We start from the raw sequence: 23,333 nt of genomic DNA, 5'->3' as shown, positions 1-23,333 counted from the left end.
CCTCTTTCCTCGTCGCTTACTGCGAAGCGGCCGATGCGGGCTCCGACGGCAGCGCCGCGGACGCCGCGTTCAAGGCTGCTGAAGCCTCGCTCGCCGCGCTCTCCGTGTGACCTCCCGTCACGTCATGCTTCTCGCCCGTCAGGTCGATGTTCCCGCCGCTCTTCATGAGCACGAACAAGGCCAGTGCGGCGAAAACAATGAATCCAAGTACGAGCTTCCACATGAGAGTCGGTCTCCAGAGTTAATGCGTTGACCCAGCCATTCTTGGGGCGCTTGCTGACGTCAGGCTGAGCAGCGACCTCCCGTTCGTTCGGTCCTCCGAGCGCGCGCAGCAGGCATGCCCGCTACGCTACCTTCAGCCAGGACTTCGGATTCGGCGTCGGCGTCGGCGTCGGGAACGAAAAAGGCGGCCGAAGCCGCCTTTCGATACCTTGCGCGAAGCGCGTTCAGTCGCGGGCGTAGATGTCCACGTCCTTGGTCTCGCGGACGAACAGCAGGCCGATCACCAGGGTGATCGCGGCGATGCCGATCGGGTACCAGAGGCCGTGATAGATGTTGCCGTTCTGCGCCACCATCGCGAAGCTGATCGAGGGCAGCAAGCCGCCGAACCAGCCGTTGCCGATGTGATACGGCAGGCTCATCGAGGTGTAGCGGATGCGCGTGGGGAAGAGCTCCACCAGCATCGCCGCGATCGGGCCGTAGACCATGGTCACGTACAGCACCAGCACCGTCAGGATCGCCACCACCAGCGGGGTGTTGACCTTGGCCGGATCGGCCTTGGCGGGATAGCCCGCAGCCTTCATCGCGTCCGCCAGTTCCTTCTTGAAGGCGGCGATCTTCTTGGCGCTGTCCTCGTCGAACTTGTGACCACCGGCCGTCAGCGTCGCCGTCGGCACGTTGATGACCTTGTCGCCCACCTTCACGAGGCCCGAGCCGGCGGCGCCGGTCGTGGTCTCGTAGCTGGCCGAGGCTTGCGCCAGGGCGCGCTTGGCGATGTCGCAAGGCGTGGTGAAGTCCACGTCACGCGCCACCGGGCTGCCTTGGAACGAGCATTGCGCCGGGTCGGTCTCCAGCGTGATCTGGGCGCTGGCTTGCGCCTTGGCCAGATCCGGGTTGGCCGCGGCGGTCAGCGCCTTGAACAGCGGGAAGTAGGTGACGATCGCCAGCAGCAGGCCGGCCATGATGATGGGCTTGCGGCCGATCTTGTCCGACAGCGTCCCGAAGATCACGAAGAACGGCGTGGCGATCAGCAGCGCGACGGCCACCATGATGTTGGCCGCGGCCGGATCCACCTTCAGCACGCTCTGCAGGAAGAACAGCGAGTAGAACTGGCCGGAGTACCAGACCACGCCCTGACCCGCGACCAGACCGAACAGCGCCAGCAGCACGATCTTGAGGTTCTTCCACTGGCCGAAGGACTCGGACAGCGGCGCCTTGGAGGTCTTGCCCTCGGACTTCATCTTCTGGAAGGCGGGGGATTCGTTCATCGACAGACGGATCCAGACGCTGATGCCCAGCAGCAGGATCGACACGATGAACGGAATGCGCCAGCCCCAGGCCGCGAAGGTGGGTTCGCCCAGCGCGGTGCGGGTGCCCAGGATCACGATCAGCGACAGGAACAGGCCCAGGGTCGCCGTGGTCTGGATCCACGAGGTGTACGCGCCGCGCTTGCCGTGGGGGGCGTGCTCGGCGACGTAGGTCGCGGCGCCGCCGTACTCGCCGCCCAGCGCCAGGCCTTGCAGCAGACGCAGGCCGACCAGGATCACCGCGGCGGCGGGTCCGATCTGCTCATAGGTGGGCAGCACGCCGACGATGAAGGTCGACAGGCCCATGATCAGGATGGTGACCAGGAAGGTGTACTTCCGGCCGATCATGTCGCCGAGGCGGCCGAACACCAGCGCGCCGAAGGGGCGCACGATGAAGCCCGCGGCGAAGGCCATCAGCGAGGCGATGAACTGGGCGGTCGGATCGAGACCGGCGAAGAACTGCTTGCCGATGATCGCGGCCAGCGAGCCGTACAGGTAGAAGTCGTACCACTCGAACACCGTGCCCAGCGACGAGGCGAAGATGACCTTCTTCTCCTCGGCCGTCATCGGTGTTTTGGTGGTCACTGCGCTTGCAGTTGCCATGGGTTTTGTCTCCTCGGGTTCACCCAGAATCATCGACCGATGACTCTTGGCGGGACTATCCGAGTCGCCTCTGACCCATTTCTGACGAGTTGCTTGCCTCAGGCTGACAAATTCAGGCCGAACCCTTGCTTCGGATTTCTCGATGCGGAATTTGCAGCCCTGTGCACCGCAGCAAAGGGTATGTCCCTACCGGGACAGCTCAACCCCTCTTCACGCCCGCCGGCAACGTGGCCGCCGCAGCCCATCCCGGCCCGTCAAACCACGCATCCCCATCCAGATAACCCGCCAGCATGTCCAGCGCATCCAAGCCCCAGAACAGCTTGTCATCGACGGCCATCGTCGGCACCCCGAACACGCCCCGCGCGATCGCCGCGTCTGTCGCCGCTCGCAACTCCGCCTTGACCCCATCCGCCCCGGGATCCCGCCCCGGCGCCAGCTCCGCCGTCAGCGCGGCCAGCCGCTGCGGATCCGCCGCATCCGCCCCGCCGCGCCACACGTGCCTGAGCACGCGCTCCACGGCATAGCGTCCCGGCGTCTGCCCCGGCTCCGCCGTCGCCCACAGCAACCGCAACAACCCCAGCGGATTGAACGGATGCGCCGCCGGCAATTCCAGCGGCACGCCCATCCGATATCCCTGCCACAGCACCTGCCGATAGGTCCAATCGCGCTTGCCCGGAATCTCCGCAGGCCCCTTGTGCTCAAGCGACTTCAACATCGCCCCGAAGACGATGGGCAGATACCGCACCGCCACGCTCCGCCCGGCCAGCACCTCCGGCAGCCGCTCGAACGCCAACGCGGCGTAAGGCGAGATCGGATCGAAGTAGAAGTCGATGGTGCGCATGGAAACAGTCTCCTCAATCCTTCGCCGGCATCACGCCCAGCACGCCATGCGCCTTCAGCAACTCACGCCGCTCCGGCAGCAGATTCAGCAACCGGATCCGCGACTCGTCATCCGACTTGCTCCAGCCCGCGATCTCCGTAATCGTCCGCGCGCAGCCGCGGCACAGCGCCGTCTCCTCATGCATCTTGCAGACGTTGATGCAAGGCGACGCCACGCGCCCTTCCGGCGTGCGTCCGACGTTGGCGGCGGTGAGGGTGTCCACGGCGATCACGACTGCGCCACCTCGATCACCGGCGCCCCGGTCAGCGTGACCAGCTGATCCGGCGACATCGGAAACACCCCGTTGGGATGCCCCGCCGCCGCCCAGATCACGTCGAAGCGGAACAGCTCCTTGTCGATGAACAGCACCGGCGGCTCGCCCGCGCCGTCGATACCGTGGCTCGGCGCGAAGCCCAGCGGCGACACGCCGCCGATCGAGAAGCCGGTGCGCGCCTTCACGTAATCCGCATCCGCGCGGCCCAGCTTGCCGGTGAGGGCCTCCAGCTTGCGCTCGTCGACGCGCTTGTCGCCGGACGCGATCACCAGCACGGCCGCGTCGTCCGACTTGCGCCGAAACACCACGCTCTTGGCGATCTGCCCGAGCGCCACGCCCAGCGCATCCGCCGCTTCCTGCGAGCTGCGAGCCGAGGTGTCCAGCCAGCGCGGCTCGTGCTCATGGGCCAGCGCGCGCAGCGCGGCGCTGACGCGCAGAAAGCCGTCGGGACGGGCCGCGCCGTCGAGGGAGGGAGAAATCGTGTCGCTCATGGCGCGCATTGTGCCCAAGCGTCACCGATGGACGATGGCCGACTGCTGATGGCCGACTGCTGATGGTCAATTGCTGAGGGCCGTCTGCCGCCGGCCCGCCGCCGTTCAACGACCTCGTGCTGTCGCCTGCGCGTCAGCCCGCCTCAGGGCGAGCGCTAGGCCGAGCGCGGGCGACCATGCGCTATGGTCCCTCGCATGACCGACCTGCATTCCCCGTCGACGACCGCCGACGCCTCCGCCGCCCCCCTCCTCCCCGTCCTGCCCATCGCCGTGGGCGAGCACACCGTCCACAGCGTCTTCGAAGCCGAGTTCACCACCAAGCTCTGCGAGATCTTCGAGCAGTTGATCAGCTTCAACCAGCTGCTGGGCGTGAAGATCGACGCACTGGGCCAGAGCGCCGTCCGCGCGCACCTGCGCATGCGGCCCGAGCTGATCGGCCACTTCGCCCACAACCGCATGCACGGCGGCGTGATCAGCGCGACGCTCGATTCCATGGGCGGTCTGGCGGTGATGGCCGCCACCGGCCTGCGCCACATGGACGAGCCACCGATGCAGCGCCTGCAGCGCTTCGGCAAGCTGGGCACCATCGACCTGCGCGTCGACTACCTGCGTCCCGCCATCGGCGCGCTCTTCTTCTGCGAGGCAGAGGTGATGCGCCTGGGCAGCCGCGTGGCCAACACGCGCATGTCCTTCAGCGACGAGCAGGGCCGCCTGCTGGCCACCGGCGCGGCGGCTTACATCGTGTCTTGAATCTCGCCCCGGCGTTCGAGGCCGGGGCCGAGTTCGACCGGGAGTGCGGGCTCGGCCGCAGCGCCAGCTGAGGCCTTGACGCGCCCCCTGAGCGCTCAGGCCGCCTCGGCCCCCACCGCGCTGATCCGATACGCGCAGCGCCGCGCCCCGGCGAGCAGGTGCTCGGTGCGCTCGACGGCAAGACCCGGCCCCAGGCAGCGCTGGAACAGCGCCAGCTCCGAGCGGCAGAAGCCCTGGCAGCTCTGCGCGGCGGCGCAGATCGGGCAATGGTCCTCGACCAGCAGCCAATCGCGGCCGACGCGCTCGGCGCGGGCCATGTAGCCTTCCTCCGCGCGCAGACGGGCGAGCTCGCGCACCGCGTCGCCGGTCGTGCGGCAGCGCGCCAGCGCGGCGCGATAGCGCTGCTCGCTGTCGCGCTCCCGCGCGGCGATGAGCTGATCCAATCCCGCCTCGCCGAAGACCGCCCGCGCCTGCTGGATCAGCTGGACCGTCAGATCCCCATGCCGATCCGGAAAGCGCCCATGGCCCGCCACCGTCAGCGACCACAGCTTGCGCGGACGGCCCACGCCGCCGCCCTCCTCCCGCGCCTCCACCAGGCCTTGCGCCTCCAGCCGCGCCAGCAGCTTGTGGGCGCCCATCGGCGTGATCGCCAAGGCGCCGGCCAGCGCGGCGGCCGGCTGCGTGCCGCGGCTCTTGAGCTCGTACAGCAGTCGTTCCTCGTTGCCCGGGTTCATGAATGGCGCCTTGCGAAGCGGATGAAACCGATGGCGGCGAGCAGGCACATGGTCCCGCCCAGCAGCATGATCCAGCGCGCCGAGAGCATGCCCAGCACGCCGCCGATCAGCGCGATCGCGGTGTTGGACAGGCAGAAGGTCGTCGTCAACAGGCCCATCACCCGGCCCTGCCCGTGAGCGGCGAAGCGCTCCGACATCCACGCCGGCATCAGCGCGTTGTAGAACGACAGCGGGATGCCCAGCAAGGGGATCAACGCGAGTCCGGCCCAGGACGGGGCGATGCTCAGCGCCAGCAGCCCGATGGAGACGACGACCGCGAAGCGCGCCGCGCGGTGCAGCGGCGCCGGCCCCGAGCCGATGCGCGCCGCGATCACGCTGGCGGCCGTCATCGCCGCGCATTGGAAGGCGGTCACCAGCGCGATGCCGCGGCTGTCCAGCCCGGCCTGCTGCAGCATCCACAGCGGCGCGAACTCGTACAGCGCGTTCACACCCAGCGTGTAGGCCAGCTGCAGCAGCGCGAGATGCCGCAACACCGGATCCTGGACGATCAGCCCCAGCGACTGCCGACGCCGCATCGCGGCGAGCAAGCCGCCCTCCGGCGCCCGCGCGGGACGGTCATCCGGCAGGCCGAAGCCGAGCAGCACCAGACAGGGCACCAGTACCGCCGCCGCGACCATGAAGGGCACGCCCTCGCCCCAGGGCAGCGTCAGCCCGCCGAGCAGCGGTCCGACCAGCCAGCCGATGTACAGGCTCGCGTTGAGCCAGGCGAAGCTGCGGGTGCGCTCCAGCTGCGGATGCCAGTCGGCCAGCAGCGCCCGCACGACGGCCACGTTGCCTTCGGTCAGGCCGGTCGCGAAGCGCGACAGCACGAACAGCGGATAGTTGCGCGAGGCCAGCGCGAAGGCGCTCAGCCCGTAACCGACCAGCGTCGCGGTGATGGTGACGGACAGCACCCGCCGCCGGCCGTAGCGGTCGGACATCGGCCCGATCACCAGACTGCCGACCAGGATGCCGGCCGGGTTCACCGCCAGGGCCAAGCCCATCAGCAGCTCGGGCCGCAGGCCGGCGAAGTGGGTGAAGCCGTCCACCGGCCCGCCGACGAAGATGGGCGCGAGGATGGGATACGGCAGGGCGACGCCCGCGGTGCTCATCAGCGCCAGCGCGCAGACGGCCCAGAGCAGCAGATGCGGATGGCGCAGCGGCGCCGCGGGCGCGAGGCCCGGAGAAGAGGATGAGGACAGCACGGCGCTCATTCTGCGGCCCCGCCGCGGCGCAGGCACAAGGCATACCCCGCCCAGCCGCGATGGCGCCATTCCTCGCGCGCGGCGTCGGCGAGCTTGATGCGGTGATCGTTCATCGAGGCGTGCAACGAGGGCAGCGCGCGCGCCCAGTCGTCCTCGGACGCATGGCCCACCCGCACCAGCGCCCAGGCCGGCGCGGGCTTGCGCATCGAGATGTAGGCGCCCAGCCAGGCGCGCCAGGCGGTGCGCAAGACCTGTCCCCCGTCCACCGCCAGCCCGCGCAAGGCCGCGGTCTCCAGCAGCACGCGCAGCGCATGGGTGCCGGTCACCAGGTGCAGCGCGGTGAAGTCCAGCGTCGCGAGATAGACGGCCAGCGAGGCCTCGGCCAGGCCGTCCAAGGTCAGCAGCGGGCGCTGCACGTAGGCATTGAAGCCGGGCCGCGCGGCGGCGTTCTGCATGCGCGTGGTGATCAGGGTGCCCGCCATCGACGGCATTGCCAGGATCGGATCCACGCGCACCGCGTCGATCACGTCGCGCAGGCGCTCGGTGCCCGCGCCTGCCGGTGCGGCGGCAACCGGCGGGCCGAGCGGGCTCTCCAGGTCCACGGTAGTCCGCAGCGCGGCGTCGAGCTCGCCCCGATGCCCCGCCTTCAGCGCATAGGCGAGCCGGATCGCGACATGGAAAGCCTGCGCCTCCGGCGCCGCCAGCACACGGCGCAACGCGTCGTCGATCGAGGGCGGCGCCACATGGGCATCGTCGGCCAGGCGCGACAACGGCGCCCAGTGGTCGATGTGGCGCTGCATCGCATCGGCCGGCGCATCCAGCCGCGCCAGCGCGCCCAGCACCATCGGCAGGTGGTTGAACAGCGGCATCGCCTCGGTCCCGTACATCGGCCCGAACCGCACCGACTGGTCGAGTGCCTCGCCAAGCGCTTCGCGCCGCGCGGCAGCGAGGGCAGCGGCGTTGGCGTTGGCGTTGGCGTTGGCGTTGGCGTTGGTCGTGGCGGTGGTGGCGGTGGTGGTGGTCGGGACGGATTCCTGGATGGCGATCATGGCGGGTTCCTGTGCGTCGTTCTTGGCGTGGCTCCCTCTCCCGCTTGCGGGAGAGGGCGGGAGAGAGGGTCTTTGGTGCCTGGATGATCGCTCTCCCCAAGCAATTAATAAACCTTTTGTTTATTAACACCAAGCCCGAAAGGGAGACCCGACAATCACGCCCATGGCTTTCCGATCCCTTGCCCTTCCCGATTCCGTCCCCGGCCAGCTGTGGTTGCAGTCGATGCCGGGCCGCCGCGAGCCCTGGGGTTTCTTCCTCGACGAAGCGCGGCTGCGACAGCTCAATCTGGTGGTCTGCCTGAACCCGCTGGAGGAGGTGGCCGAGCTCTCGCCCGCGTATCACCGCGCGATCGCCGAGGGCCGCCTGCCCTTCCGCTGGATGCATGTCCCGATGCGTGATTACGGCCTCGCATCCGACGCGACGGCCTTCCGCAACGGCGTCGAGCAGATCGCCCAAGGGCTGCGACTCGGCGACCGCACGCTGCTGCACTGCGCCGCCGGCATGGGCCGTACGGGCACGATGGCGGCTTGCGTGCTCAAGTCGCTGGGCACGTCCACGACGCAAGCGGTCGACGCCGTTCGCGCGGCCGGATCCAATCCGCAATCCGCGCTGCAGTCCGGCTGGATCGATCAGTTCTGATCCTGCTCCGCCGGCCGCACCCTGCCCTGCCCCGCTCCCATGTCCCCCTTGCCCCTGGACCTGCGCCACGTCGACGCGGCGCGCGTCGTCATCGACAAGCCGCCCGGCCTGCTGTCAGTGCCCGGCCGAGGCCCCGACAAGCAGGACTGCGCCTGGGCCCGCGTGCAAGCGCGCTTCGCCGACGCGCTGATCGTTCACCGCCTGGATCAAGGTACTTCCGGACTGATCGTCTATGCGCGCGGCGAAGCGATGCAGCGCGCGCTCAGCGAGGCCTTTGCCGCGCGGCTCGTCGACAAGCGCTATGAGGCCGTCGTCCACGGCCTGATCGCTCGCGATGCCTTCGAGATCGACCTGCCCCTGATCGTCGACTGGCCCAACCGGCCGCGCCAGATGATCGACCACGAGCGCGGCAAGCCCAGCCTCACCCGCGTGCGCGTGCTGGCCCGCGACGCCGCATCCCACACCACGCGCGTCGAACTGGAGCCCGTCACTGGCCGCTCGCACCAGCTGCGTGTGCATCTGCTTGCCATCGGCCATCCCATCCTCGGCGACGCGCTGTACGCGCCGCCGGAGGTCCTCGCCCAGGCGCCGCGCTTGCTGCTGCATGCGCGCGATCTGAGACTGCCGGCGCTGCTCGACGCGCCGGCGCTGTCCCTGCATTCACCGCCCGCTTTCTGATCTTCCGGTCAGTGCCGGCGACCTCATTCCCGCCCTTCCCCGCGATTCAAGGAGCTCTCGATGTCCCCTTCCCCGCAGACCCTCACGATCATCACCGGCAGCTCGCGCGGACTGGGCGAGGCGCTCGCGCGCCAGTCGCTGGAGGCGGGCCATCTGGTGGTCGGCATCGCACGCGGCCGCAGCGACTCGCTGGAGCGCTTCGCCCACGAGCGCGGCCTGCCGCTGCAGCAATGGCAGGCGGACCTGTCGAATCCGCTGCAGATCGCGCAGCATCTGGGCGAATGGCTGCGCACGCAGCCCAGCGACTGGAGCGCCGCCACGCTGATCAACAACGCCGGCGTCGTCACCCCGCCCGGCCCCGTGGACGGCGAGTCGCTGCCCGTGCTCTCGGCCGCATTGCGCGTGGGACTCGAAGCGACGCTGCTGCTGAGCGCGGCCTTCCTCGACGCGACGCGCGACTGGTCCGCCGATCGCAAGCTGCTGAACATCTCGTCCGGCCTCGGCCGCCGCGCGATGGCCGGCAGCGCCGTCTATTGCGCCGCCAAGGCCGGCATGGACAACCTCAGCCGCGCCATGGCGCTGGACGAGGCGCACAAGGCCGCCAAGGGCGAACGCGCCGCTCGCGTGGTCTCGCTGGCGCCGGGGATCATCGACACGGACATGCAGGTCCAGTTGCGCAGCGGCGACCACTCCAAGTTCCCGGACCGCGATCGCTTCGCGGCGTTCAAGGAGGAGGGACAACTCGTCAGCGCCGAGGACACGGCCGCGCGGGTGCTGAAGTTCCTTGCCAGAAACGACTTCGGCCAGAACGTGCTGGCCGATGTGCGGGACGCCTGAAGGCGGTGGGGGTCAGCCCACCAGATTCGCCAGCGTCAGCAGCGCCAGCAGCAGCATCCACAGCGCGACGGAGCGCCACACCAGGCCCACCACGCTCTGCAGATGACCCAGCTGCGGCGGCACGCCGCTGGTCGAGCCCTCGGCACGGGTGGCGTCGATGTCGCCGCCCGACTCGAAGGTCTTGCTGCGGTCCGGCGTGACGCCGGGCGCCTCGCTGCCGCCCAGCTGAACGCCCACAGCACCCGCGGCGGCGGCCAGAATCACGCCCTCGTTGCTGTGCGCCCACAGCGCCGCATCGCGGCGCCAGGCGTTTACCGCCTCTTCGAAGTTGCCGACGATCGCGAAACCGGTGGCGGTCAGGCGCGCGGGCACGTGGTCGATCAGGCCGAAGCACTTGCGGGACAGCAGCATCAGGCGCTCGTTGGTCGGCGCGTCCAGCGTCCGGCTCTTGAAGGCCCAATAGCGGCTCGCGAACTCGGCCATGCGGTAGAGCACCGCGCCCGCCGGCCCCAGGCCCAAGGTCGAGCACAGCACGAACCAGAAGAACACGCCGAAGACGTGCCGGTGTGCCGCCAGCAGCGAATGCTCCAGCACATGACGCAGCAGCTCGGTGCGCGGCAGCTCGCTGGCGTCCAGGTGGCGCCATTCGGCCAGCAGGCGACGGGACTCGAGCTCGTCACCACGCTCCAGCGCGTCGCGGATGTCGGTGAAGTAATGGCTGAACTGGCGGAAGCCCAGCGTCAGATAGAGCACCAGCACGTCCAGCGCCAGCGACAGCAGCAGGCTGTACGGACGCACCAGCGCATAGATCGCGCCGACCAGCAGCGCCGGACCCACGACCGTGATCGCCCACACGACGGCCGCGTGATGCGACCGGCCCGCATCGAAATTGCGCCCGGTCCAGCGCACCCAGGCGATCATGCCTTGATGGACCGGATTCCCGTGCGGCAGAGGCTTGAGCTGCTCGCACACCAGCGCCAGCAAGACCGCGAAGAAGTTCATGGCCCGGGATGATAGCGGCCCTCAACCCCCTCCGAAGCGGGAGTTCGCTCCCGCGTTCAGGCTGGCCGTCCGCTCAAGCCCGCAGGAAGCGGTAGAGGTTGCGCAGCATGGCCGCCGTCGCGCCCCAGATGAAGAACTCCTTGGACGCCGCAGCGCTCAGCCCGACGTCCGGATCGGCGTTCGACACGGCAAGACCTGGCCCCGTCCACGGCATCGACAGGAACTGGCGCCGACCTTTCAGCGGGCCTTCGTCGCCGGGGAGCTCGTACTGGTACTCGTGGCGCTGGTGGTGCGCCGGATTCATCAGGAAGGACAGCGGCACCTCGAAAGCCTCGGCGACTTCGAACGCATCGAGCCGCAGCGAGAAGCCGGGGCGCACCAGGCCCACGACGGGCGTCACCTCGTAGGCGGTGATGGTGCGATAGATGGGCAGTTGACCGATCAGCTCGACGAAGGACTCGTCCAGGCCGATTTCCTCGTCCGACTCGCGCAGCGCGGTGCGCTCGGGCGATCCGTCCTCGGGCTCGGCGCGGCCGCCGGGGAAGCTGATCTGGCCGGCGTGGTCGCGCAGATGCGTGGCGCGCTGCGTCAGCAGGACGCTCAGGCCCTCGGGCCGCTGCACCAGCGGGACCAGCACCGCCGCCGGTGTCGGCGAGCGGCCGGCGAAGAGGCCGCCGTCACCCGGGATCTCCGCATCGAGCGCGGACGGGGGCGGTCGCAGAAAGCGCTCGCGCAGCCAGTCCGGGGTCAGGCGCTCGCCAGCGATGGCGGGCAGATGCGCGTCGGTGCCGGCCACGGGCACGACGCGAGGATCCTTGATCGAGGGACGGAGCGGAGGGGGCGTCGTCATGCGCGAGAGGGCGTCCGGTGGCCCGGACTTGTTCGGAGGCGCCCGCGGGCGCGAAGCCCTGATTGGACGTCAGAAACGACAAAGCCGCTCCGGGCAGGGCCTTGGAGCGGCTTTGGGGGCGACTTGCGTCGAGGATCAGGCGGCCGTCTTGGTGGCCAGCTTTTCCTTGATACGTGCCGACTTGCCCGAACGCTGACGCAGGTAGTACAGCTTCGCGCGACGGACGTCGCCACGGCGCTTCACTTCGATCGAAGCGATCAGCGGGCTGTACAGCTGGAACGTACGCTCCACGCCTTCGCCGCTCGAGATCTTGCGGACGATGAAGTTGGAGTTCAGACCGCGGTTGCGGCGGGCGATGACCACGCCCTCGTAGGCCTGCACGCGCTTGCGGGTGCCTTCGACGACGTTGACGTTGACGATCACGGTGTCGCCGGGGGCGAACACGGGGATGGTCTTGTTCAGGCGAGCAATTTCTTCTTGCTCGAGGGTCTGGATCAGATTCACGAGGATCTCCTGGTGATCATGCCGGCGCGAATCAGGACGATTCCAAGACAAGCCGTCGAAGAGACTTCGACGCCGTCCGCGTGGGGATTCAACCAACGTCGCCTGAGACAGAAGTCCCGCGCCGCCCTTGCCCCATCAGCCCGGTAGAGGATCGGAAAAACCCGCGATTATAGACGTCCCTGACCGGCCGTCAAACCTTGGACCTTCAGAGCCCCGCCGCGCGGGTCTGCGCGACCAGCTCCGCGAGGAACTTCTCATCCTTCTTGCTGAGCTTGCCCTCGCGCCGCGCGGCCTCGATCAACTCCGGCCGCCGCGCCTGCGTCAGCGCCAGCGAGCGCTCCCGGCGCCAGCGCGCGATCTCGGCGTGATGGCCCGACAGCAGCACCGGCGGCACCGGCAGCGGGCCCTCGGGCGTCTCCAGCACTTCGGGGCGGCTGAAGTGCGGGCAGTCCAGCAAGCCGTCGGAGAAGCTGTCCTGCTCATGCGAGGCGGCATCGTTGAGCACGCCATCCTGCAAACGCGTCAGCGCATCCAGCATCGCGATCGCGGGCAGCTCGCCGCCCGACAGCACGAAATCGCCGAGGCTGATTTCCATCGTCACATGACGATCCAGCACGCGCTGGTCGATGCCCTCATAGCGGCCGCAGAGCAGCAACGCGCCCTCGCCTTGCGCGAGCTCGCGCACCAGCGCCTGGTCGAGCTTGCGACCGGTCGGGCTGAAATGGATGACCGCGGGCGCGCCGGGATGCGTGGTCGCACGGTCGGCCTTGACGGCAGCGATGGCCCGCTCCAGCGGGGCCGCCAGCATGACCATGCCGGGACCGCCGCCGAAGGGGCGGTCGTCGACGCGGCGGTAGTTGTCCTCGGCATGATCGCGCAGCTGCCAGAGCCGCACGTCGACCTGCTTGCTCTCGTAGGCGCGACGCGTCACGCCGACCCGCAGAAACGGGTCGAAGAGTTCAGGGAACAGCGTGAGAACGTCGAAGCGCATGGGCGTCCGGCCCGACGGCTTCAATAGTCCAGATCCCAGTCGACCGGGATGATCCGCGCGGCCTTGTCGACGTCGCCGACAAACGCATTCACGAACGGGATCAGGATTTCCTCGTCGGGCTTGACCGGCGCGGTCTTGCCCGCGGGCAGGATGCGCAGCACGCAATGCGGGCCGGTGTCGATCAGATCGATCACCTCGCCCAGCGTCGCGCCATCCTTGTTCACGACGGTCATGCCGATCAGGTCGATCCAGTAGAACTCGTCGTCATCGGTCTCGGGGAAGACGCTGCGCGACACGAAGATGCGCGCGCCTTTGAGCGCCTCGGCGCCGTTGCGGTCGGACAGGCCCTCGGCCTGGGCGACGATGCCGTCCGCATGATCGCGGACAGCCAGAATCTTGAGCACGGGCGGCACGATGTGCGGCTTGCCCGGCAGCGCTTTCTCGCTCGGTTTCAGGAACCAGCGGCGGGAAGCGAAAAGCGCCTGGGCATCGGCCGAATGAGACAGGATCTTCATCCAGCCCTTGATGCCCCAGGCGTCAAGCACGCGCCCGACTTCGATGGCGTCCTCCGGAAAAGTCCCAGAGGTCTCGATCACGTCGGGCGCCGCCTTCATCTACGGTGTCCCGGAGATCAGGCGGCGGCGGCCGGAGCGGCGGCAGCCTTCTTGGCGACGTCGACCAGACGGGCGACGGCCGGCGACAGCTGGGCGCCAACGCTCACCCAGTAAGCCACGCGGTCTTGCGAGACGCGCAGGCCTTCGGCATTGCCCGAAGCCACCGGGTTGTAGAAACCGACGCGCTCGATGAAGCGGCCATCACGGCGGTTGCGGCTGTCGCTCACGACCAGGTTGTAGAACGGACGCTTCTTGGAGCCACCGCGGGAGAGTCGAATCACGACCATGATCTATCCTTCAGGTTTTCAGCGTTCCACCGCACCAGGGAGACACACAGGGGCAAGCAGACAATATGACGATCATTCGGACGAGGGGCGCGTGTGTCGCGCCAAGCTCCCCATCCGTGATCGTATGCAGGCACCGTAGATACGCCCCCGGTTCACTCATCACCCCGAGCCACTCCTGTCAAGGAGTCCCGAAGCCTGGTGACCACACCCAAGGGCCAGCGCCAAAACCGCGCATTATAAACTCGCTCCTGACGCTTTGTCTTCCTCCCGCAATGACGACAACTTCCAGCAGTTCCTCCCCTCTCGTGATTCGTCCCAGCCTGGAGGGCGACATCTCGTCGATCCAGCAGATCTACGAGCATGCGGTGCTCCACGGCACCGGCACTTTCGAGACCGACGTCCCCGACCGCGCCGAAATGGCCCGCCGCCGGACCGAGGTCCTCAGCCGTAGCCTCCCGTATCTCGTCGCCGAGCGCGACGGGCAGGTGCTGGGCTACGCCTACGCCAACTATTTCCGCCCGCGCCTGGCCTATCGCTATTTCGTCGAGGACTCGGTCTACCTGGCGCCGACCGCGCAGGGCCAGGGCGTGGGCCGGCTGCTGCTGGCCGAGCTCATCGCCCGCTGCGAGGCCGCCGGCGCGCGACAGATGGTGGCGGTGATCGGCGACTCGCAGAATCTGGGCTCGATCGGCGTGCACCGCGCGCTGGGCTTTGAGCAGACCGGCCTGATGAAGTCGGCCGGCTGGAAATTCGGCAAGTGGCTGGACGTGGTGCTGATGCAGCGCCAGCTCGGCCAGGGCGACAGCAGCTCGCCCACTGGCGCGACCCCGGCGGCAACGGGCGCTCCGGCCACCGCACCGACGACCACGCCCGCCGCATGAGCGCCGCCGCCCCCAGCGGCGTGGCGCCGACGGAGATCAAATCGAAGACGGTCGCCACCTGGCTGAGCTTCACGCTCGGCAGTCTGGGGGCGCACCGCTTCTATCTGCATGGACTGGGCGACCGACTCGGCTGGTTGCATCCGATTCCGACACTGCTCGGCCTCTACGGCGTGCATCGCATGGACACGCTGGGGCAGGACGACGTCACCGCCTGGTGGCTGATTCCGCTGCTGGGCCTGATGCTGGCGCAGAGCATGCTGGCGGGGATCGTCATCGGCCTGACCTCCGACGAGCACTGGGCCGAGCGCCACAACCACGGTCAAGTCCGCAAGACCGGCTGGGGCCCCGTGATCGGCGCAATCGCCTGCCTCATGGTGGGCGGCGCCTGTCTGATGGCGACGATCGCGTTCTCGGCGCAGCGCTACTTCGAGTCGCAGGTCGAAGCAGCCCGAGAGATCAGCCAGTAGACACCCCACTCTTCGCGCCTCCCTGAATGAAGAAAGCCCGGCAGTGCCGGGCTTTCGCGCTTCTGTCGGGACACGCGGCCCCGAACCGGACGATCAGAACAGCGTGAAGCTGAGCCAGTAGAACAGGCCGCCGATGAAGGCCGAGGCCGGGATGGTGAAGATCCAGGCCCAGACGATGTTGCCGGCCACGCCCCAGCGCACCGACGAGGCACGCCGTGTCGAGCCCACGCCGACGATGGCGCCAGTGATGGTGTGCGTCGTCGAGACCGGCACGCCCAGCGCGGTCGCCAGGAACAGCGTGATCGCGCCGCCGGTCTCCGCGCAGAAGCCGCCGACGGGCTTGAGCTTGGTGATCTTCTGACCCATCGTGCGGACGATGCGCCAGCCGCCGAACATCGTGCCCAGGCCGATCGCGAGATAGCACAGGCCGATGACCCAGGTCGGCGGCGAGTGCGAGTCCGTCGCCGCATAGCCCGAGGCGATCAGCAGCATCCAGATCAGACCGATGGTCTTCTGCGCGTCATTGCCGCCGTGGCCCAGGCTGTACAGACCGGCCGAGACCAGCTGCAGGCGCCGGAACCAGTTGTCCACCCGCAACGGGGAGCTGCGCCGGAACAGCCAGGCCACCGCCACCATGAGCAGCGAGCCCAGCAGGAAGCCCAGCAGCGGCGACACGAAGATGAACAGCACGGTCTTGCCGATGCCGCTCATGATCAGGCCCTTGGTGCCCGCCTTCGCGATCGCCGCGCCGACCAGGCCGCCGATCAGCGCATGCGAGGAACTCGACGGAATGCCGTAGAACCAGGTGATCACGTTCCAGGCGATCGCGCCGATCAGCGCGCCGAAGATCACGTGGTGATCGACGATGCCCGGATCAATCGAGCCCTTGCCGATCGTCGCCGCCACCTTCAGCTCGAAGAAGGCGACCGCGATCACGTTGAAGAAGGCCGCGAACAGCACCGCCTGCTGCGGCTTGAGCACGCCGGTCGACACGACCGTGGCGATCGAGTTGGCCGCGTCGTGGAAGCCGTTCATGAAGTCGAACAGCACGGCCAGCACCACAAGCATGGCCACGACCCAGAAGGCCACATGCATCGTTCCCATGGGAGACGCTCCTGTGGGCGGGTCAGGAATTTTCGAGGACGATGCCCTCGATCAGATTCGCGACATCCTCGCAGCGGTCGGAGATGGACTCCAGCTGCTCGTAGATGGCCTTGAGCTTGATCAGCTCGCGCACGTCCTCCTGCTCACGGAAGAGCTTGGACATGGCGGCGCGCATCACGCGGTCGGCGTCGGACTCGAGCTTGTCGATCTCCTCGCAGGCCTTGATCGCCGCCTCGGCGGTCTGGGCCTCGCTCAGCTTGGGCAGCAGCGACACGGCGTGCTTGACGCGCTCGCAGCACTTGGCGGACAGGTCGCCCAGACGCAGCACCTCTTCCGGGATGGAGCGCACGTCGTACAGCTGCATGGTCTCGGACGAGTCCTGCAGCAGATCGAGGATGTCGTCCATCGCGTTGATCAGGCCGTGGATCTGCTCGCGATCGATCGGCGTGATGAAGGTGCGATGCAGCAGCCGGTTCACCTCGGCGGTGATGCGGTCGGCATGGTGCTCGGCGCGGTCGACTTCGGCGGCGTACTTCTCGCGCAGCGTCAGGTCGTTGTAGTTCTGGATCATGAGCATGAAGGCGCGCGCGCCTTCGACGATCTGAGCGCCGTGCTCATTGAACAGCTCAAAAAAATTGCCCTCACGGGGCAGCAGCTTGCCGAAAAACATGAATGGCTCCACGGGCCGTGCGATCCCCGGCGGATCGTCACAAATAGTTCATTTCCGTGTCACGGAAAACCCGAGAGTGTACCGGCCCGCATCCCGACGCGGGGGCGACCCGTGCGCAAAGCCATGGCCGCGGTCGTCGCATCGACGCGACGAGCCCCGGAAATCACAGGCCCGCGTGCGGCGGTCGCAGCGGCAGCGTCTCGCGCTGCAAGACCTGATCCGCCGTGGCGGACAGGAAGTCGGCCAGCAAGCCCAGGCCGGGCGCGCTCAGCGCCGGATCCAGCTCCAGCAGCGGCCGCAGCACGAAGGCCCGTTGGTGCAGGCGCGGATGCGGGACGCTGAGCCGGTCCAGGTCCACGGTCTGGTCGCCGTAGAGCAGCAGATCCAGATCCAGCGTCCGCGGCGCGTTGCGATAGGGGCGCTCGCGGCCGTGGCGCGATTCGATCGCCTGCAGCGCCGCGAGCAGCGTCAGCGGCGGCAGGTCGGTGCGCACCCGCGCGACCGCATTCAGATAGTCGGGGCCGTCGCTGTCGACCGGCGCGCTGCGCCAGGCCGAGGACACCCGCTCCAGTTGCACGCTCGTCACGTCGGCGAGATCGGCCAAGGCCGTTTCCAGCGTGTGCCGCAGGTCGCCGAGGTTGGCGCCCAGGCCGACGTAGGCGGCGATCATGCGTCGCCGCCGGCGCCTTCGGACGACGCGGATCCACCCTCGCCGCCGGCCGCCTTGGGCTTGCGACGACGGCGGCGCTTCTTGGCCGGGTTGGGCGCGCCCTCGCCGTCCGCATCGCCGCCATGATCGCCCCCGGCTGCGCCATCGAAGGGGACAGCGGCGGCCGATTCACCCGCCACCTGCGTGCTCACGGCGCCGCGCGGCACCGAGTGCACCCGCCCGCCGCCCGCCTTGGGCTTGCTGCGCGGGCTGCCCTGACGCTGTGTCTCGCGCGCCTGGTCGAGCAGCGCGCGACGGTCGTCCTCGCTGCCCAGCGCGAAGTCCTCCCACCAGTCGGCCAGCGCCGAATCGATCTCGCCCGCCTCGGCGCGCAGCGCCAGGAAGTCGAAGCCGGCGCGGTAGCGCGGCTGTTCGATCAGGCGGTGCGGGCCGCTGCCGGTGCGGCGCTCGAAGCGCGGTTGCATCATCCAGATCTCGCGCATGTCGGCGGCCAGCTTGCCGCGACCGGAGATGTCGCCCACGCGCGCGTCGAAGACCAGGTCGATGGCCTGCTGCAGCGCCGGCACCGGACCCTCGCCGCCGTCGATCAGACGCTTCCAGCGCTGCTGGACGTCGCCCCACAGCATGCAGGCCAGCATGAAGCTGGGCGCCACCGAGCGCCCTTCGGACACACGGCGGTCGGTGTCCTCCAGCGCCAGGCGCACGAACTTGCCGTGCACGTTGTCAGGAAGCGCACCGTCCTTGTCCAGGACCGCGTCGAGAATGGGAAACACGCCGCGCGACAGGCCCTGCTTGCGCAACTCGTCGATGCTCGCCAGCGCATGTCCGGTCTGCAGCAGCTTGATCATCTCGTCAAACATGCGCGACAGCGGCACGTTGGCCAGCAGCGGCGCCATCGCGGCGATCGGGGCGCGGGTCTTGGGCTCGATCGTGAAGCCCAGCTTGGCGGCGAAACGCACGGCGCGCAGGATGCGGACCGGGTCCTCGCGATAGCGGGTCTCCGGGTCGCCGATCATGCGCAGCACCTTCTTGCGCGCGTCGGCCAGACCGCCGTGATAGTCAACGACCATCTGCTTCTGCGGGTCGTAATACATCGCGTTGACGGTGAAGTCGCGACGCGCGGCATCCTCGATCTGCGGCCCCCAGACGTTGTCGCGCAGCACGCGGCCGGACGCGTCGACGACATGGGACTTGCCTTCCAGCGCGCCCTTGGACGTCTTCTCGTTGCCCTGCACCTGCTCGGCGTCGTCTTCCTTGAGCAGTGCTCGGAAGGTCGAGACCTCGATGACCTCGTGCTCCCGGCCACGGCCATAGACCACGTGCACGATGCGGAAGCGGCGCCCGATGATGAAGGCGCGGCGGAACTGGTTCTTGACCTGCTCGGGCGTGGCGTCGGTGGCGACGTCGAAATCCTTGGGCCGGCGATTCAGCAGCAGGTCGCGCACGGCGCCGCCGACGATGTAGGCCTCGAAGCCCGCGTCCGTGAGGCCCTTGACGACCTTGACGCCGCGTTCGTCGAGCAGCTCCGGATCGATGCGGTGTTCCTCCGCGGCGATCTCGACGCGCTTGCCCAGCGGCGTGGCGATGGCCCCGCCCGGCTTGCCCAACAGCTTGTTGATCAGTTTTTTAATCATTCGAAGAGCTTCAAAATCGGCCAGCCACGTTCACGCGCCAGCGTTTCCAGCGCCGCCGTCGGATTGGTCGCGACGGGATGGCTGACCTGCTCCAGCAGCGGCAGGTCGTTCATCGAGTCGCTGTAGAAATGCACGCGCTCGAAATCCTCCCAGCGCCGGCCCTGCTCGGCCAGCCAGTCGCGCACCCGCACGATCTTGCCGGCCTGGAACGAGGGGACGCCGCGCACCCGGCCGGTGTAACGGCCCGCCTCGTCCTTCTCGAGTTGCACGGCGATCAGGTGGTCGATGCCGAAGGCCTTGGCGATGGGTTCGGTGACGAACTCGTTGGTCGCCGTGACCACCGCCACCAGGTCGCCCGCCTCCACATGCCGGCGCACCAGCGCGCGCGCATTGTCGCGCAACATCGGACCGACGATGCGTTCCATGAACCGGGCCCGCGCCGCCTCGGCCTCCGCGGGCGGCTTGGCGCGCCAGACCGAGGTGGCGAAATCGACGTACTCGTCCAGATTCAGGTCGCCGCGCTGGTACTGGGCGTAGAACTCGTCGTTGCGGGCGGACCAGACGCCCGCGTCCGCCCAGCCGATCTCGACCATGTAGGCGCCGAAGGCGTGGTCGGAGTCCTGCGGGATCAGCGTGCCGTCGAGGTCGAACAGGGTCAGGTCCACGTCGCGAGTCCTTGAAGAGTCGGGGAGAGGTTGAAAGGCTGGGACAGCTTGAAAGGCTGCAAGGGCTTGAACGACGTCGCGGTGCGCGGGGAGTAGCGGGCCCGGGAGGTCGGATTCATGAGGGTCGGCGGATCAGGCGGGTCAGGCGGTGACCTGATCGGCCAGCATCTGCCGCAGCAGCGGCACGGTGACGGCGCGCTTGCTGGCCAGGGCGAACTCGTCCAGCCCGTCCAGCAGGCGCATCAGGTGCTTGAGGTCGCGCTCGTAGCGGGTCAGCAGATAGTCCATCACGTCGTCGCTCAGGGCGATGCCGCGGCGGTCGGCCTCGCGGCGCAGGACGGCGCGGACCTCGAACTCGGACAACGGCTGCAGCGCGAAGGTCGGCCCCCAGCCCAGGCGGGTGCGCAGGTCCTCGCGCAGGTTCAAGTCCACGGGTGGCGCCGTGCCAGTGGAGACCACCGCCAGGCCCAGCGTGGCGGCCTCGACGAAGAGCGCGAACGCGGCATGCTGCTGGCCGGCGTCGAAGCGCTGGCAGTCGTCGAGCAGCAGCAGGCTGGGGTGGGTCGGGAGCTCCCAAGGGAGCGGCGTGTCGGCGTCATACCAGCCGACCTGCGCGCCGGCGGCCTGCCAGTGCTGGGCGAGCGCGCGCAGCACATGCGTCTTGCCGGTGCCGGGCTCGCCCCACAGGAACACCGGCGGCGAGCCCGCGCCCAACCCGATGATGTGCGTCAGGGCTGCGACGTTGGCGCCGGTGAGGAGCGTGTCAAAGGTGAAGTCGGGCTCGGGCCCGAGCGACAGGGGAATTTGCTTCAAACGACCAAGCCTTGGATCGGGAGCAAGCTCCCTCGAAGACCGAGGATTCTAGTCGCCCCGAAAACGCTCAATGAAGGGTTGCGGGACCTTCTCCGTCCCTGATCTGCTGGAGCCACTGGTCCAGCTCGGCGCGCTCGACCCGGTCGTCGGGCAGCAGGGCCACCAGCTTGCGCTGCACCGCCAGCAGTCGCGGCAGGTCCTGGGCCTCGAGATGGATCTGCTTGAGGTTGCGCAGCATGCGCGCCAGGATGTCGCGCGACGAGGCCGTTCCGAGAAATGTGTCCAGCGGCATGGGCTCGCCGGGCGCCAGGCCGGCGCGGTCGCGCCAGGGGCTGAGGAACTCGTCCAGCTCGCCCCGCCCCAGCGAGCGGCCACTGAACGGATCCAGCACGACTTCGCCCTGCGGCAAGCGCAGCTTCATCAGAAAGTGACCCGGGAAGCTCACGCCCTTGACCCGCAGCCCGATGTGCGAGGCCAGCTCCATGTAGATGATGGCCAGCGTGATCGGGATGCCGCGCCGCGTGGCCAGCACCTGATGCAGATAGCTGTTGCCGACGGCGTAGTAGTCGTTGACGTTGCCCGCGAAGCCGAGCTCGCCGTGGAAGTACTGGTTGAGCATGCGCAGCCGGTGGCTGGGCGGGGCGTCGGCCGGGAGGCGCTGACGCAGTCGCTCGCCCATCCGGTCCAGCTCCGCCATCACCTGCTGCACATCCAGTCGGGGCACGTCGTCCAGCGCGATCGCGGCGGCGGCTTCGGCGAGATTCAGCGAATCGTCGTCGGCGACCAGGGTCTCGAAATAGTCCAGCGCCGTCGGCACGGACCACTGCAAAGGCGAAGTCATGCGCCCGAGTCTACGCCCGGCAGACGGCCTCGCCGAGCGGTCCCAAGATCACCCGCGGCGGGCGAAGTGGCGCAGCTTCACGCCCAGCAACAGCAGCACGGTGAAGTACAGCAGCGCCGAGCCGCCCAGGCTCAGCGCCATCCAGCCGGCACGAACCAATTCGAAGTGGCCGCCCTTGCCGCCGGTCCAGTCGAAGTAGCTCGCCAGCCACCATTGCAGCGCGCCCATGGCGGCGCTCGCGATCACGACACGCAGCAGGAACATCGGCCAGCCGGCCTCCGGCGTGTAGCTGCCCAGCTTGCGCAGGCCGCGCAGCAGCAGGAAGGCATTCACCATCGCGCCCAGGCCGATGGACAGCGACAGGCCGGCCACGCCGACCTTGAAGCCGAACACGAAGATCGCGTTGCAGACCTGCGTCAGGATCAGCACGCCCACCGCGATGCGCACCGGCGTGCGCATGTCCTGGCGCGCATAGAAGCCGGGCGCGAGCACCTTGATCGACACCAGCCCCATCAGCCCCAGCCCGTAGCCCATCACCGCATAGGCCGTGTGGGCGACGTCCTCGGGCTTGAAGGCGCCGCGGTGGTAGAGCACGGCCACCAGCGGCTCGGCGAAGACCAGCAGCGCCACCGCGCAGGGAAGCGCCAGCAGCAGCGTCAGGCGCAGCCCCCAGTCCAGAAGGCCGGAGTACTTCTCGGACTCGCCCCTGGCGGTGCTCGCCGCCAACTGCGGGGTCAGCACCACGCCCAGCGCCACGCCCAGCAGCGCGATGGGGAACTCCATCAGCCGGTCCGCATAGGTCAGCCAGGAGGCGGCGCCCTCGCCCACCGAGATCGCGATCTGCGTATTGATCAGCAGCGAGAGCTGGGCCACGCCCACGCCCAGCAGCGCCGGGCCCATCTTGCGCAGCACATGGCGCACGCCCTCGTCGGCGCAGGCGCGGCGCAGGCCGGACCAGCCCAGCGAGAAGCGCGGCATCAGCCCGAGCCGGGTCAGCGCCGGAATCTGGATCAGGAGCTGCAGCACGCCGCCGATCATCACGCCGATGGCCAGCGAGTAGATGGGCGGATAGCCGTGCCGCTCCAGCACCGGCACCAGGCCGTAGCCGGCCGCGATCGACGCGACGTTCAGCAGCACCGGCGTGACCGCCGGAACGATGAAGCGCTTCCAGGTATTGAGAATGCCGGCCGACAGCGCCACCAGCGACATGAAGCCGATGTAGGGGAACATCCAGCGCGTCATGACCACCGCGGCCTCGTGGGTGTCTGCCCGCAGGCCGGCGCCCAGCATCCACACCAGCAGCGGCGCACCCACCACGCCCAGCACGCAGGTCGCCAGCAGCGCCCACAGCAGCACCGTGGCGACGGCGTCGATCAGATGGCGGGTGGCGTCGTCGCCGTCGCGGGCCCGGGCGGCGGCCAGCGCCGGCACGAAGGCCTGGGAGAACGCCCCTTCCGCGAACAACCGCCGCAGCATGTTGGGGATGCGGAAGGCGACGTTGTAGGCGTCGGTCATCCCGCTGGCGCCGAACAGCGCCGCGATCATCTGCTCCCGGACCAATCCCGTGATGCGGGACAACAGCGTGAACACCGAGACAACGGAGGCGGTACGCAGCAGATTCATGCGGGAAATTC

The 23,333-nt window shown here is 68.7% G+C and carries 28 protein-coding genes; 6 read left to right on the top strand and 22 right to left on the bottom strand.

Annotated elements, in window-relative coordinates:
- Positions 1-16 precede the first annotated feature (16 nt).
- The 5 genes from ABDW59_RS06855 to ABDW59_RS06835 form a co-directional block, all read right to left on the bottom strand.
- A complete protein-coding gene (locus ABDW59_RS06855; protein ID WP_343628817.1) occupies positions 17-223 on the bottom strand; it encodes a hypothetical protein in 207 nt (68 codons plus the stop codon).
- A gap of 223 nt (positions 224-446) precedes the next feature.
- A complete protein-coding gene (locus ABDW59_RS06850) occupies positions 447-2,129 on the bottom strand; it encodes an MFS transporter (protein WP_343628815.1) in 1,683 nt (560 codons plus the stop codon).
- 199 nt (positions 2,130-2,328) lie between these two features.
- Entirely contained in the window at positions 2,329-2,970 is a 642-nt protein-coding gene (locus ABDW59_RS06845) for a 2-hydroxychromene-2-carboxylate isomerase (RefSeq protein WP_343628813.1), read from the bottom strand.
- A gap of 13 nt (positions 2,971-2,983) precedes the next feature.
- Positions 2,984-3,232 (bottom strand): DUF1289 domain-containing protein, encoded by a 249-nt coding sequence (locus tag ABDW59_RS06840; protein WP_343628812.1) that lies wholly within the window; start codon positions 3,230-3,232, stop codon positions 2,984-2,986.
- 5 nt (positions 3,233-3,237) lie between these two features.
- Positions 3,238-3,774, bottom strand: a complete 537-nt coding sequence (locus ABDW59_RS06835; protein WP_343628810.1) for a YbaK/EbsC family protein — start codon at positions 3,772-3,774, stop codon at positions 3,238-3,240.
- Positions 3,775-3,969: 195 nt separating this feature from the next.
- On the opposite strand from ABDW59_RS06835, the gene ABDW59_RS06830 reads away from it, so the two are divergent.
- Complete coding sequence (locus tag ABDW59_RS06830; RefSeq protein WP_343628809.1) at positions 3,970-4,524, top strand: thioesterase family protein; 555 nt, start codon at positions 3,970-3,972, stop codon at positions 4,522-4,524.
- Between the two features lie 95 nt (positions 4,525-4,619).
- On the opposite strand, the gene ABDW59_RS06825 is transcribed toward ABDW59_RS06830, so the two are convergent.
- From ABDW59_RS06825 to ABDW59_RS06815, 3 genes are read right to left on the bottom strand one after another with little or no spacing between them, the layout of a single operon-like run.
- Positions 4,620-5,258 (bottom strand): MarR family transcriptional regulator, encoded by a 639-nt coding sequence (locus ABDW59_RS06825; RefSeq protein WP_343628808.1) that lies wholly within the window; start codon positions 5,256-5,258, stop codon positions 4,620-4,622.
- Positions 5,255-6,502 (bottom strand): MFS transporter, encoded by a 1,248-nt coding sequence (locus ABDW59_RS06820; RefSeq protein WP_343628807.1) that lies wholly within the window; start codon positions 6,500-6,502, stop codon positions 5,255-5,257. The genes ABDW59_RS06825 and ABDW59_RS06820 overlap by 4 nt, the downstream gene beginning before the upstream one ends.
- 5 nt (positions 6,503-6,507) lie before the next feature.
- Complete coding sequence (locus ABDW59_RS06815; RefSeq protein ID WP_343628806.1) at positions 6,508-7,551, bottom strand: questin oxidase family protein; 1,044 nt, start codon at positions 7,549-7,551, stop codon at positions 6,508-6,510.
- Between the two features lie 163 nt (positions 7,552-7,714).
- Here ABDW59_RS06815 and ABDW59_RS06810 point away from each other — a divergent pair, with 163 nt between their 5' ends.
- From ABDW59_RS06810 to ABDW59_RS06800, 3 genes are read left to right on the top strand one after another with little or no spacing between them, the layout of a single operon-like run.
- Entirely contained in the window at positions 7,715-8,191 is a 477-nt protein-coding gene (locus tag ABDW59_RS06810; protein WP_343628805.1) for a tyrosine-protein phosphatase, read from the top strand.
- A 39-nt stretch (positions 8,192-8,230) separates the two neighbouring features.
- Positions 8,231-8,869 carry an RluA family pseudouridine synthase gene (locus tag ABDW59_RS06805; protein ID WP_343628804.1) on the top strand — a complete coding sequence of 213 codons (639 nt, stop codon included), beginning with the start codon at positions 8,231-8,233 and terminating at the stop codon, positions 8,867-8,869.
- Positions 8,870-8,929: 60 nt separating this feature from the next.
- Positions 8,930-9,706, top strand: a complete 777-nt coding sequence (locus ABDW59_RS06800) for an SDR family NAD(P)-dependent oxidoreductase (protein ID WP_343628803.1) — start codon at positions 8,930-8,932, stop codon at positions 9,704-9,706.
- Positions 9,707-9,718: 12 nt separating this feature from the next.
- On the opposite strand, the gene ABDW59_RS06795 is transcribed toward ABDW59_RS06800, so the two are convergent.
- From ABDW59_RS06795 to rpsP, 6 genes are all read right to left on the bottom strand, one after another.
- Complete coding sequence (locus tag ABDW59_RS06795) at positions 9,719-10,708, bottom strand: CobD/CbiB family protein (RefSeq protein WP_343628802.1); 990 nt, start codon at positions 10,706-10,708, stop codon at positions 9,719-9,721.
- Between the two features lie 73 nt (positions 10,709-10,781).
- Positions 10,782-11,558, bottom strand: a complete 777-nt coding sequence (locus ABDW59_RS06790) for a CoA pyrophosphatase (RefSeq protein WP_343628801.1) — start codon at positions 11,556-11,558, stop codon at positions 10,782-10,784.
- A 135-nt stretch (positions 11,559-11,693) separates the two neighbouring features.
- The gene (rplS, locus tag ABDW59_RS06785) at positions 11,694-12,062 is read right to left on the bottom strand and encodes a 50S ribosomal protein L19 (protein ID WP_343628799.1); all 369 of its coding nucleotides are present in this window, start codon (positions 12,060-12,062) and stop codon (positions 11,694-11,696) included.
- Positions 12,063-12,267: 205 nt separating this feature from the next.
- Positions 12,268-13,053: a tRNA (guanosine(37)-N1)-methyltransferase TrmD gene (gene trmD / locus ABDW59_RS06780; protein ID WP_343628797.1), complete on the bottom strand. Its 786-nt coding sequence runs from the start codon at positions 13,051-13,053 to the stop codon at positions 12,268-12,270.
- A 20-nt stretch (positions 13,054-13,073) separates the two neighbouring features.
- On the bottom strand, positions 13,074-13,667 hold the full coding sequence (gene rimM, locus ABDW59_RS06775) for a ribosome maturation factor RimM (protein ID WP_343628796.1): 594 nt from the start codon (positions 13,665-13,667) through the stop codon (positions 13,074-13,076).
- Positions 13,668-13,684: 17 nt separating this feature from the next.
- Positions 13,685-13,954: a 30S ribosomal protein S16 gene (rpsP, locus tag ABDW59_RS06770; RefSeq protein ID WP_343628795.1), complete on the bottom strand. Its 270-nt coding sequence runs from the start codon at positions 13,952-13,954 to the stop codon at positions 13,685-13,687.
- A gap of 272 nt (positions 13,955-14,226) precedes the next feature.
- Between rpsP and ABDW59_RS06765 the strand changes: the two genes are divergently transcribed.
- Positions 14,227-14,835, top strand: coding sequence for an N-acetyltransferase family protein (locus ABDW59_RS06765; RefSeq protein ID WP_343628794.1), 609 nt, complete (start codon positions 14,227-14,229; stop codon positions 14,833-14,835).
- Entirely contained in the window at positions 14,832-15,302 is a 471-nt protein-coding gene (locus ABDW59_RS06760; RefSeq protein WP_343628793.1) for a TM2 domain-containing protein, read from the top strand. Before ABDW59_RS06765 ends, ABDW59_RS06760 begins: the two co-directional genes overlap by 4 nt.
- Positions 15,303-15,395: 93 nt before the next feature.
- Here the strand turns inward: ABDW59_RS06760 and ABDW59_RS06755 are convergent, their stop codons facing one another.
- From ABDW59_RS06755 to murJ, 8 genes are all read right to left on the bottom strand, one after another.
- Positions 15,396-16,406: an inorganic phosphate transporter gene (locus ABDW59_RS06755; protein WP_343628791.1), complete on the bottom strand. Its 1,011-nt coding sequence runs from the start codon at positions 16,404-16,406 to the stop codon at positions 15,396-15,398.
- A gap of 22 nt (positions 16,407-16,428) precedes the next feature.
- Positions 16,429-17,076, bottom strand: a complete 648-nt coding sequence (locus ABDW59_RS06750) for a DUF47 domain-containing protein (RefSeq protein WP_067066714.1) — start codon at positions 17,074-17,076, stop codon at positions 16,429-16,431.
- 163 nt (positions 17,077-17,239) lie between these two features.
- A complete protein-coding gene (gene folK / locus ABDW59_RS06745; protein ID WP_343628788.1) occupies positions 17,240-17,746 on the bottom strand; it encodes a 2-amino-4-hydroxy-6-hydroxymethyldihydropteridine diphosphokinase in 507 nt (168 codons plus the stop codon).
- Positions 17,743-19,380 (bottom strand): polynucleotide adenylyltransferase PcnB, encoded by a 1,638-nt coding sequence (gene pcnB / locus ABDW59_RS06740; protein WP_343628787.1) that lies wholly within the window; start codon positions 19,378-19,380, stop codon positions 17,743-17,745. Before pcnB ends, folK begins: the two co-directional genes overlap by 4 nt.
- Positions 19,377-20,045: an HAD family hydrolase gene (locus ABDW59_RS06735; RefSeq protein ID WP_343628786.1), complete on the bottom strand. Its 669-nt coding sequence runs from the start codon at positions 20,043-20,045 to the stop codon at positions 19,377-19,379. The genes pcnB and ABDW59_RS06735 overlap by 4 nt, the downstream gene beginning before the upstream one ends.
- A 141-nt stretch (positions 20,046-20,186) precedes the next feature.
- Entirely contained in the window at positions 20,187-20,858 is a 672-nt protein-coding gene (locus tag ABDW59_RS06730) for a DnaA/Hda family protein (protein WP_343628785.1), read from the bottom strand.
- 67 nt (positions 20,859-20,925) lie between these two features.
- A complete protein-coding gene (locus ABDW59_RS06725; RefSeq protein WP_343628783.1) occupies positions 20,926-21,699 on the bottom strand; it encodes a transglutaminase-like domain-containing protein in 774 nt (257 codons plus the stop codon).
- Between the two features lie 48 nt (positions 21,700-21,747).
- Positions 21,748-23,322 carry a murein biosynthesis integral membrane protein MurJ gene (murJ, locus tag ABDW59_RS06720; protein WP_343628782.1) on the bottom strand — a complete coding sequence of 525 codons (1,575 nt, stop codon included), beginning with the start codon at positions 23,320-23,322 and terminating at the stop codon, positions 21,748-21,750.
- Positions 23,323-23,333 lie beyond the last annotated feature (11 nt).

It is taken from the genome of Roseateles sp., assembly GCF_039595295.1.
In the GTDB taxonomy this organism is placed as follows: Bacteria; Pseudomonadota; Gammaproteobacteria; order Burkholderiales; family Burkholderiaceae_C; genus Roseateles.
The sequence above is the reverse complement of the archived record's forward strand: the minus strand, read 5'-3'. Positions and strand labels throughout refer to the sequence as shown.